Source organism: Pseudoalteromonas sp. TAE79 (genome assembly GCF_000498015.1).
Classification (GTDB): Bacteria; Pseudomonadota; Gammaproteobacteria; order Enterobacterales; family Alteromonadaceae; genus Pseudoalteromonas.
Genome location: NZ_AUTL01000190.1, coordinates 22795 through 34092, shown reverse-complemented (window position 1 = coordinate 34092; position 11298 = coordinate 22795). Strand labels below are relative to the sequence as shown.

Annotated in this window: 7 protein-coding genes and 2 pseudogenes; 5 read left to right on the top strand and 4 right to left on the bottom strand. The window is 39.3% G+C overall.

Annotated features, from left to right (window positions below; all coding sequences use genetic code 11):
- Positions 1-587 (top strand): IS5 family transposase (locus L655_RS0114400; RefSeq protein WP_024603875.1); only part of this gene is annotated, 587 nt, incomplete at its 5' end.
- A 149-nt stretch (positions 588-736) separates the two neighbouring features.
- Here L655_RS0114400 and L655_RS0114395 read toward each other — a convergent pair.
- On the bottom strand, positions 737-2914 hold the full coding sequence (locus tag L655_RS0114395) for a P-loop NTPase fold protein (protein WP_024605395.1): 2178 nt from the start codon (positions 2912-2914) through the stop codon (positions 737-739).
- A gap of 526 nt (positions 2915-3440) precedes the next feature.
- Positions 3441-4930: pseudogene (locus tag L655_RS01000000125670) on the bottom strand (aldehyde dehydrogenase family protein).
- Positions 4931-5115: 185 nt separating this feature from the next.
- Between L655_RS01000000125670 and L655_RS0114385 the strand changes: the two are divergent.
- Entirely contained in the window at positions 5116-6018 is a 903-nt protein-coding gene (locus L655_RS0114385) for an AraC family transcriptional regulator (protein ID WP_024605394.1), read from the top strand.
- A 315-nt stretch (positions 6019-6333) separates the two neighbouring features.
- On the opposite strand, the gene L655_RS0114380 is transcribed toward L655_RS0114385, so the two are convergent.
- Entirely contained in the window at positions 6334-6738 is a 405-nt protein-coding gene (locus L655_RS0114380) for a hypothetical protein (RefSeq protein ID WP_024605393.1), read from the bottom strand.
- Between the two features lie 202 nt (positions 6739-6940).
- Between L655_RS0114380 and L655_RS01000000125665 the strand changes: the two are divergent.
- A pseudogene (locus L655_RS01000000125665) lies at positions 6941-8166 on the top strand (Xaa-Pro peptidase family protein).
- 83 nt (positions 8167-8249) lie between these two features.
- On the opposite strand, the gene L655_RS0114370 reads toward L655_RS01000000125665, so the two are convergent.
- Positions 8250-9125 (bottom strand): DMT family transporter, encoded by an 876-nt coding sequence (locus tag L655_RS0114370; RefSeq protein ID WP_010553617.1) that lies wholly within the window; start codon positions 9123-9125, stop codon positions 8250-8252.
- A gap of 97 nt (positions 9126-9222) precedes the next feature.
- Between L655_RS0114370 and L655_RS0114365 the strand changes: the two genes are divergently transcribed.
- Positions 9223-10122 (top strand): LysR family transcriptional regulator, encoded by a 900-nt coding sequence (locus tag L655_RS0114365; RefSeq protein WP_010553616.1) that lies wholly within the window; start codon positions 9223-9225, stop codon positions 10120-10122.
- Between the two features lie 114 nt (positions 10123-10236).
- On the top strand, positions 10237-11268 hold the full coding sequence (locus L655_RS0114360) for a LacI family DNA-binding transcriptional regulator (protein ID WP_024597773.1): 1032 nt from the start codon (positions 10237-10239) through the stop codon (positions 11266-11268).
- Positions 11269-11298 lie beyond the last annotated feature (30 nt).

The following is an 11298-nucleotide window of genomic DNA, read 5'->3' as shown; positions in this document are numbered from 1 at the left end:
CTATCTACAGACGGTTTAATTTATGGTCCAAAAAAGGGATTTTGAATGAACTGTTTCGCGCATTATCTCGTGATGCGGACATGGATTGGGTCTTCATTGATGGCAGTATTGTCAGGGCTCATCAACATAGTTGCGGTGCAAGAACTGCTGACAATGAATCAATTGGAAAGAGCCGAGGTGGAAATTCTACGAAAATTCATCTTGCAGTCGATAGCGGAGGGTTGCCTGTTTATTATGAATTATCCTGTGGAAATACGCATGATATCGTCCATGCAGAGTCACTCGTAGCTAATTGCCCAACAAGTAATATGGTTGTCGCAGATAAAGGCTACGACAGTGAAAAACTGAGAGCGTTTGTTCGTGATAATAACGCTACACCCGTTATTCCACGTAAGGGCAACAGTTTAGTAGGCAATGAAGATATTGACTGGTGCATGTACAAATATCGGCACTTGGTTGAGAATGCATTTGGCCGTATTAAGCAATATAGAGGGATAGCCACGCGGTATGAAAAGCTTGAACGAAATTATCATTCAATGCTCGCTTTAGCATTTACTATGATGTGGCTACCAATGTGGGCTGATTGATATATGTACTACAAAGATCAACAGCCCCTAGTTAACGCCTATGTATCGAAAAAATATAACGCCGTTTTAAGCGGCGAGTAATAGCTTGCTAAAATGTGAAACGAAGTGGAACCGAGCAAGCTATTACGAGTCCGACTTGAAAACCCTTGTTAGGCCTCTGTAACACCGCTGTTTATTTCCTTTTCTTTTTCTTTTTCTTTTTGAGCAAACTGATGTAGCCACAATAATTGTCTAATTAGAATATATTCATCTTTATTCTCATAGTCATTAGGGTAACCTTCAGGTATCACTAGTGTTTCATCAACAAGAACATCTATTGCATCGAGAACAACCTCTATGTCTAAATAATTAATAAGACTATTGTATTGTTCTCGTTCAAAATCAGATTTACTAGACACCCCATTTCCCATGCCCCAAGAAGTTGGAACTATTGAACTTAAAAATCGCATTACTGAATTTGGGTCTGATTTAAATTGCTTTTTCATATAAGTATTAGAGGATTCGCGTCCAATATATGTGCTTAAGGTATATAGAATAGTCCCTACATAATTAGGATATTTGGACGTTATATCTATGTCTTGTTCAATAAACTTTAGCAATTCGTTACCTAAAAATATTCCAATATCATTAATTTCCGATTTTGAAAAAGCATCCTTTTCCGGTTTCCCCTCTTCTTCCCGTTTTAGCCACCTAAATATTTCAAGTTTGAATTCTAAACATGGAGTTATTTTTATGCATGATTCAACAATTGTTTTACGGGTACTGGCCTCGTTATTCTGAATAAGACTACTAACTAACATTGCAGCCTGCACAAGTGGATTCATATGACTAAATAAAGCATCAGGGTTCGGATAAAAGTCACTCTTGTTCGATATTGCAACTGCTAACGCTATTGATTCATGTGGTGCTATTTCATCAGAGATTCGTCTTAACTTTTTTATCAGTAACTCGGCATTACTTGAAGTTAAAATATTTGATAGTGGGTTTTCTTCTGTTTCGAGCTCAGCTACCCATTTGGGGCATTCTGAAATCAATGAAGTTATTAAACCATCAGCAATATCATTCTTAGGTATAGAGTAGGTGAAGTACCTAGAGAAGTAGGTTTCAGAGCATATTCTCTGTCCTTTATCCCACTCTTTATACCAATCAGAACCGTAAGTTGTATTCCCATATACAGAGTTAAGTTTTGGGAACATATTTTTGAGAAGACGAATAACACCTCTTTTATCTACGTCTTCTGTATTTAATAATGCGGTATCAATTAGACTCTTAATATGGTCTTTCTCTGGCGCAGAGTCTGATTGGTTCCTTTCACTAAATATACCTGAAAAGTGTGATTTATTCTTTCGTATGATTCCGTATAAAGAAGGAAAAAATATCCGAACCCCTTCAATTAACATAAGATCGACTGGATTTACTTCACCTTTCAAAATTGGTAATGAAAACAGTAATGTATTGCCATATAACTTTGCTTTTCTAGGCGTCGTTAGGCAATCATCGAAAGCTCCACTAAAGTCTCTTAAAAACTCCTGAACCTGTTGTTGTGATAACTCTATACCAGATATTGATAGGGCTTCATCTACGCCTTTAAAGCAAAACTCCCTTAGTATTGGCTGTTCAACTGATGGTAGATGAAGCGGTACTTGTATTATTTTTTCTAAAAAGTCTTCACCCGCATTATTTTTGGTACTTGAATATCGTTCTTGAAGAGATGCTGCTACAACATCTTTATCAAAAGCTAATATGTAAGAAGTGTATTTAAAATCAGCGGTGAGTTTAACTAACTTAAATAATGCATGTATCTCTGAATTTTCTAACCTGTCGACATCATCTATCAAGATTAAAACTCTGCGCTTTGCTGTTTCGAGCGCTTCCTCAATTCGTGATTTCAATTCATTTACATCTGGCGTTGATAAGAATGATCCTACAGCATCACCAGTTCCTTTCGCTCCAAAAATCGCACCTGCACCTGGAGCCGCCTTCTTAAGAAAGTCTTTTAACTTATCACCAGTATTTATTAATTTAGCATCTAAGGCATCTGCAATATCAAAAAAGAAACCACTTAACAGCTCATCTTCAGTACCAAATCGCCAAGGATTAAACTTGATACATATTACATTTTCATCAGCTGATAATGAATTTTCGATAAAGTTAAGTACTGATGTTTTCCCATCCCCCCAAACACCGTATAACCCAATAACAATACTGCTAGGATCACTTCTTTTGGAAATAACCTCCGCTACTCGTTCTGAAAAGGTCCAACGAGAAAAACGGTCATCTTCTTTTTGAATAACAGGTGAATCAGCAGAATAATTTTGCTCTTCCATGAATACTTCCTAAAATTTAGAGTTTAAAATATGGCAAATTGAAAGAGGCCTAACAGCTTATAGAACACCACTATGGGGGTTTATAACCCCCCAAAACGGCGTATATTACATAGCTTAATAATTCCATCAAACAACTCTAATGTAAACAAGTAATTACGTGTGTTATAAAATTGCCCTTGTTAAAATGCCCCAAAACGACTTTTAATAATGTTATCGGACAAAACCGCAACTATTGCCAATTTATACAGTTATTAATTATAAAATTTAGCTGGTGTGAAACACCCTTTTTTAACACGGAAAAATGAACACATATAATGAAAAGTGTGCAAAAACACGATTGATGCTTACCTTCAATGAGTATGGGTTACAACTTTTATGTAATTTCATGGTACGCACTATCCTAGTGCTAGGAGCGTTTACGCGGTTGAGTCGTTTTAAATTCATTAAACCAATATACAAAAAAGCGCTGCAAATATGCAGCGCTGTCATTACTTAACGGTTGTTTATTTAAACTTTGTACTTAAAATTAAAAGAAGCCGAGCGGATCTTCGCTGTAGCTTACTAATAGGTTTTTAGTTTGTTGGTAGTGACCCAGTGCGAGTTTGTGGTTTTCGCGACCAATACCTGATTTTTTATAGCCGCCAAACGCGGCATGAGCCGGATACATGTGGTAGCAGTTAGTCCATACTCGGCCTGCCTCAATTTTACGCCCCATACGATACGCTTGGTTCATGTTGCGGCTCCATACACCGGCGCCTAAACCAAATTCAGAGCTATTGGCAAGTGCCAACGCTTCGGCTTCGTCTTTAAAGGTCGACATTGAAATAACCGGGCCAAAAATCTCTTCTTGGAATACCCGCATGTCGTTGGTGCCTTTTAATAGCGTAGGCTGAATGTAATATCCGCCGTTAAGATCATCGCTTAACTGCTCTACGTTGCCACCAGTAAGTACTTCGGCGCCTTCTTTTTTACCTATTTCGATGTAGCTTAATATTTTATCAAATTGCGCTTTAGACGCCTGCGCACCTACCATGGTTTCGGTATCTAGCGGGTTACCACGTTTAATTTGTGCAGTGCGCTGTAAAATGCGTTCAATAAATTGCTCGTAAATATCTTCTTGAATAAATAGTCGCGATGGGCAAGTACATACTTCACCTTGGTTAAAGTAGGCCAGTATTGCGCCCTCTATTGCTTTAGATAAAAAAGCGTCGTCTTTGTCCATTACATCGCTAAAGAAAATATTGGGTGACTTACCACCTAGCTCTACCGTTGATGGAATTATGTTTTCGGCGGCGCATTTTAAAATATGTGAACCCACTGGGGTAGACCCCGTAAAGGCGATTTTAGCAATACGGGTGTTGGTAGCCAGGGCTTCACCTGCTTCTTTACCAAAGCCATTAACTACGTTGAGTACGCCCGCTGGCAGTAAGTCGCCAATCACTTCCATCAGCACTAAAATAGAGGCAGGGGNCCCGCAGCTAAGGCTGGGGCTAGCTTCCACGCTGCCATTAGTATTGGGAAGTTCCACGGAATTATTTGCCCAACTACACCTAACGGTTCATTAAAATGATAGGCAACGGTAGTTTCATCAATTTCACTAATACCGCCCTCTTGTGAGCGCAGGCAACCTGCAAAATAACGAAAGTGATCGGCGGCTAGTGGAATATCGGCCGCGAGTGTTTCGCGAATTGCTTTGCCGTTATCCCACGTTTCGGCAACTGCAAGTAACTCTAAATTTTGTTCAATACGGTCGGCTATTTTTAGTAATACGTTACTACGATCGGTAACCGATGTAGTACCCCACTGCGCTTTTACTGCGTGGGCTTTGTCGAGCGCAAGTTCAATATCGTCTTTGTCGGAGCGCGCTACTTTACAAAATACTTTACCGTTTACAGGGCTAATATTTTCAAAGTACTGGCCGTTTACTGGCTTTACCCATTCTCCTCCAATGTAGTTTTCGTATTGCGCTTTAAAGGTAATTAGTGCATCTTTTTCGCCTGGATTTGCATAAATCATAGTGACACTCTCTTGTTGTTATTAGCTAAAAGTCGAGCTATTAAATAAGTCTTTTTGCTTTATATTTAATCAAGTGCTGTTTTATAATTAATCAGCATTGATTGACATTAAACTATCAAACACTTAAAAGCATGTATTGCTGTCCACAAAAGTTGTCTATGAGTCCAGATTTAAAAGGGAATAAAATGCATACTCCGCAATTAAATAAGCAACGCCAGCAATTAAAGGTGCTAATTGAAAATAAAGTGACCTTTGCTGCCGATAATAGCGAGCTAAGTATTTACGATACTTATCAAAATGCGCAAAAAGTAGCTTTGCATTCAAAAGAATTACTTTTTTGTGCCATGCTTAGTGGTAAAAAGGTAATGCATGTAGAGAGCTGCCAATACCATAAGGCATTTTTACCTCACGAATCCTTTGTATTAGCACCAGAGCAAGGGGTATTAATTGACTTTGAACAAGCATCTTTAAGCGCGCCTACTACCTGCCTTGCTATTGAAATAAGCACAGACAAAATAACGCAGGTGGCTAATGCACTCAATATTGAGCAACGCTTTGCCAGCGATGACTTATTTGCCTATACACCGCAGCTGGTACATAGCCAGCACAATAGCCAAACCCAACAACTTTTAGCGCGTATGGTGCATTTATTTAGTGAGCCCGACGAGCAGCGAGGTTATTTAATCGACTTATCGTTAAACGAGCTTATTACCCGTTTGCTACAGCAGCAAAGTCGAGATTTATTACTAAAAAACGGCAATAATTCGCAGCTTAAAACACCGGTAAATAATGCTTTGCAATACATAGAAGAGCACTTAAATGAAGCATTGGATATAGAGAGGCTGTGTAAAATTGCCTGCATGAGTCGCAGCAAGTTTTATCAACAATTTAAGTTGGCCTTTGGTACTAGCCCGGCACTGTGGCAGCAGCAACTTAGGCTTAAAAAAGCCTATAGTAAATTGTTGCAGGGGCGCACGGTTAGCCAAGCGTGTTATGAGCTGGGTTTTAATTGCCCTAGCCATTTTAGCCGCTTATTTAAACACGCCTATGGCGTACCACCAGCAAGCATTGCCAAGAAAAGTCATTAAGTGGTGGTTTAGATTAATTTTACAGCGAGGTTAATTGACGTTTCGTAGGCACTAAATGCGCCTACGAAACTTATTTTATTGTATTTTTTATTGCACATTAATACTGCGTATTAAAACCAAATTTCAACCTGAGCGCCTGCAACTAAGGCACTTTCGTCGCCCTCTTTGCCTGCAACACTTAACCCAGACTCTTGCCCGGCAGCCTTGTTCCAATCAAAATTACTTAGATAAAAGAAGAGTAAACAGAGTGGTAGGCTCCCTCAAAAGCGCTGCACTTAAACGCTATTAAGGGATAACGAGGGGATTTAAATCAAGCTAAATCAAACTAAAATAACTAAAATAACTAAAAGCACATAAACTAATACCGGCTAATAACCATACTAATCCGTAGCTTTGCCAAAGTATTGCGTTATTATAAACCTGCTGCGGGTTATTTTTGTCAACTAACAGTGTGCAGGTTTTACCTTGTTTAAAACGGGTAAACATTTTTTCACGATATTCCACTAATACACTGTGCACCTGCCCATCAAAACGAAAACTCACTAGCATAGTTGGCTGATGCAACATTTCGGGTGCTGTTATTTGATTATTTGCCACGGCAGTTATTTGTTCTACAACACAAACCCGCCAGTGGCGTTTACTTACTTTACATTTTAACCAGCGTACAAATGGCAAAGTGCCAATTATTATAAATAAAACCCCCAACCACAACAGAGCCATACAACCACCTTTGTTTTTATTTTTATAGTTTACTAAACAACATACACAGCAAACAAAATGCCTAGACTATGTAGTACATACCTAGATTAATATAGCGCATTGGCTTTATTAAATACATGCTCAGATTACAAAGTTTTACCGCAAGCAACTTGCAGTTAACCTGCCGCACAAGCACAATAGCCGCATAAAAGAGGAGATCATTATGACCACAATTGGTATTGGCACCCAAACCAAAGAACAAGCACTCGCTAGCTTAAGCAATATGACCAGCGATTTAACCCCTATTCAACCGGCAGAATATTTATCTCGTATAGCCAAAGCGCAAACGTATATGCAAAACAATGGCATTGATGCCATTTATTTAAATGCAGGTACTAACCTCGCCTATTTTACCGGTATGCGTTGGTATGCAAGTGAGCGTTTAGTTGGCGCAATTTTGCCTGCTAAAGGTGAAGTGCAATACATAGCTCCTTATTTTGAAATTGGCTCACTCAATGGTTTTAAAGTAATTGACGGGCCAATCCGTGGCTGGCAAGAGCATCAAAACCCATATCAGTTATTTGTTAATATATTAACGGAAATGGGTATTGCGGCTAATGGCACTATTGGTATTGACGAAAGCGCGCAGTTCTTTATTTTTGATGGTATTAATAAAGCACAAACGGGCTTAAATTTAGTGAATGCTCAACCTGTTACAGCACATTGTAGAATGCATAAATCAGCCAATGAGCTGGCGTTAATGCAACGCGCTATGAATATGACCTTAGTGGTTCACCAAGCTACGGCAAGCATGCTGCACGAGGGTATTAGTACCACTGAAGTTGAAGAGTTTATAAAGCTAGCGCATCAAAAAGTAGGCGCGCCGGGTAACTACTTTTGTATCGTGTTATTTGGGCTTGCAACGTCATTTCCGCATGGGGTAAAAGATCCGCAAATCCTTAAAAAAGGCGACATGGTACTTATTGATACTGGCTGTAAAGTACATGATTACTTATCTGATATTACCCGCACTTATGTGTTTGGTGAAGCAACTGATCGCCAACGTCAATTTTGGAATAATGAAAAAGCAGCACAAATTGCAGCTTTCAATGCAGCAAAAATTGGCGTGCCATGTGAAGACGTAGATACAGCTGCGCGCAGCTACTTAGCCGAGCAAGGTTTAGGCCCTGATTATCAAACACCTGGTTGCCCGCACCGTACAGGCCACGGCATTGGTTTAGATATTCACGAATGGCCTTACTTGGTAGGCGGTAATAAAACACCACTAGCNTAGCCGCTGGCATGTGTTTTAGTAACGAGCCAATGCTGGTTATACCGGATGAATTTGGGGTACGCTTAGAAGATCATTTTTATATGACCGACAGTGGTGCAAAATGGTTTACCGAGCCTAGCCACAGTATTGACGACCCGTTTGGTTTACAAAAGTAATATAAGCTCTAATTAACTTATATTTGTTTATTTGGCTTAAACGACTATTTACTACTGCGCAGTACAACACCACGCGCAGTAGTTTATTTTGTGAGTTGACGTTTAACCAATCGCTGTTTGTTTTTTTGTACGTTAGCCAACCACACTAAGGGTAAAATAATTAACGATGCGCCAATTATTAAGCCAAGTGTAGGCACTTCACCAAACCAAAATAAACCAACAACGACAGCCGCCACTAAGCCACTATATTCAGCGCTAGCAACTTGGCTCGATTCGATTTTGCTATAAACATACACGCAAATTCCCGCATAAATTAAAATAAACAGTGTAGAGCCAAACGCAGTAATGAGTGCAGCCCAATGCCATGGTTCGTTTTCCCACAGCGCCAAACCTAATCCCACAGGCATACCTACCAAATTGGTAAGTAACAAAGTTTGCATAATACTATGGTGCTTAGGTAACTTACGTATTAGTACATTATTTATTGCCAGTGTAATTGCGACTACAAGTGCAAATATAGCCGCCCAATTAATGTCGGTAGGCTGAATAACAATAAGTACCCCTATAAAGCCAATAACAGCCACAGCTATGCTGCTTTTTGTTAGCTGTTCACGAAATATCATTACTGCTAAAGGCAGCATTAATAAAGGCGCTGCATAAAAAATAGCGTTAGCGGTTGCAAGCGGTAAAGCTTTTAGCGCAAACACCATAAATATAATACCAAATAACCATACATGTCCGCGTACCGCATGCCATTTTAAACCGGCAAATAAATGTTTTTTATTCGCCGACAAACAAAACGGGAGCAAAATTAATACTGCGGTAAGTTGGCGCATAAATACAAACTGAAACGTGGGGCTTTCTGCTGGTAAAGTTTTAATTATAGCGTCAGAAAAAACCGCAATAATATTACCCACCACAAGTAATGTCATGCCTAAGCCAACTGATATTTTTTGCATTGTTACTCCGTGCCCGCAAATTAAAAACGCTAGCATAGAGCAATTCGTTTAATTATGTATAATGATTAAAATACTTTTAGTATGAGTTTAACTAATAATGAAATTACCCCCATTACGTGCTGTTCAGTGTTTTGAATCTGTAGCGCGATTAAATAGTTTTTCTAAAGCAGCAGAACATCTAAATGTGACGCAAAGTGCCGTGAGCCATCAGGTTAAATTACTAGAGCAATATTTAAACGAGCCGCTATTTAACCGCAGTGGCCGTAGCTTTTCGTTAACCGACGCGGGCAATCGTTACTATCAAGAAGTGAGTCATTCATTAACCAGTTTAGCCTCTGCCACACAAAAAATACGTTACGGCGAGCCTGGGCATATTCGTTTAGCACTTTATAGCTCATTAGCTGTAAAGTGGTTAATACCGCGATTAGAAAGCTTTAAACATGACTCGCCAGATATCGACTTAACTTTAAATATGATTGTAGATGAGGCGGATTTTAGCGACCGTGTTGCCGATTGTTTTATTACCACAACGCCACCTAAAGGTGAGTTTGTCAGCTTATTTTTATTTGCAGAAAAGCTTTACCCTGCTTGTGGCAAAGGCATGTGGCAGCAATTAAAAAATCAATCGCTGCCCAATGAATTATGGAAGCACCCGCTGTTGTCGGTGCAGTATGATGAGTCAGAGCAACGTAGCACCAATGACTGGCAGCAATGGTGTAAAAGCGGCGGCTTTGAGCTGCCTAAAAACGTAAGAGTTAATCACTTTAGTCACGTTATACTGGCCGCAGAAGCTGCGCGTTATAATTTAGGTATTACGCTTATTGATGCGTTTTTTATTGCCTCACAGCACGATAACCACTTAGTTAAGTTGCCACTGCATGGAGTTGAAACCGGCTGTAAATTTTATTTTGTATATAAAAAATCGCGAGCAAAACAAACCGATATTATTACCCTAAGCCGCTGGCTAAAAGCCCAGTGGGCCGAGGTTAAAAAATAAAATGAAAGTATTAAGTCATCATACTTCATGCCAGTTTATAGCTATAACTATTATTTGATTTTATACTATCTCTATTAATTTAAGCACAGTCTTTTTAAAGGATAATCATAACTCATGAGAAAACCGGCCCACTGGACCTTAAAAAGTATCGCTCTAGAATTAGGTGTGTCTAATGCTACGGTTTCTAATGCGTTTAATCGCCCTGATCAGCTATCGGCTAAACGCCGAGAAGATATTCTTGCAGCGTGTAAAACTTTGGGCTATTACGGGCCTAATAAGGCCGCGCAATCATTGCGTAATGGCACATTTAATATTGTCGCTTTAGTACTGCCCGATAGTGTGGAATACATGGTGTCGGATCCTGTGGCTAGCAGCTTTATGCGCGGTGTTACTTCGGTGCTTGAAAAAAACGGCATTAATGTTTTATTGTTTTCAGGTAATAGCGATACCCTTAATAACATAGTCGACTTTGTTGATGGTTTTATTTGTTATGGCCGTCCTCGTAATAATGCATTGGTTGAGCAGTTAAAAATAGTGTCTAAACATGTGGTGACTATTGATTTTGATATAGCCCGCAATGCCTCTGTAAATATAAATAATGAGCAAGCCAGTTACGAAATTGCTAGGCACGTTATACATAATCAAAATGATAAAGTCGCTATTTTGGGACTTAGATTACTTGATGAAAACGTATTGTGCCGCGTGTATGAGCATTACGAATTTGAAGCCGGACAATCTATTTCTCATCAACGTTTACGTGGTTATCAACGCGCTTTAAGCGAGGCAAATATTACGGTAGCTGACGATCGTATTTGGAATATACCTGAAAGTAGCGAACGTTTTGCCAATATTGCTGCAAAAGAAGTACTTAGTGCATCACCGCATCCTAACGTTATAATTTGTATGAGTGATTTAATTGCCCTTGCCACAATGCGAGAAGCAATAAAGCAAGGCATAAAAATAGGTGAAGAACTGCGTATTGTGGGCTTTGATGGTATTGATGAAGCAGCCCGGTTTGTACCTCGCCTAACCACTATTCATCAAAACAGCCAAGAAAAAGGCGTTATAGCCGCTGAATTATTTATTTCTAAAGAAGAAAAAACTCAGGAAGTCAGTTACGAATTAGAGATTGGTGCGAGTAGTTAGCTTACAAGCCTTGTAATTGTTTTATGTATT

Excerpts from the sequence above, each read along its gene's own strand:
- L655_RS0114370 (WP_010553617.1), bottom strand. The coding sequence starts at position 9,125 with ATGCAAAAAATATCAGTTGGCTTAGGCATGACATTACTTGTGGTGGGT.
- L655_RS0114360 (WP_024597773.1), top strand. The coding sequence starts at position 10,237 with ATGAGAAAACCGGCCCACTGGACCTTAAAAAGTATCGCTCTAGAATTA.
- L655_RS0114365 (WP_010553616.1), top strand. The coding sequence starts at position 9,223 with ATGAAATTACCCCCATTACGTGCTGTTCAGTGTTTTGAATCTGTAGCG.
- L655_RS0114395 (WP_024605395.1), bottom strand. The coding sequence starts at position 2,914 with ATGGAAGAGCAAAATTATTCTGCTGATTCACCTGTTATTCAAAAAGAA.
- L655_RS0114380 (WP_024605393.1), bottom strand. The coding sequence starts at position 6,738 with ATGGCTCTGTTGTGGTTGGGGGTTTTATTTATAATAATTGGCACTTTG.
- L655_RS0114385 (WP_024605394.1), top strand. The coding sequence starts at position 5,116 with ATGCATACTCCGCAATTAAATAAGCAACGCCAGCAATTAAAGGTGCTA.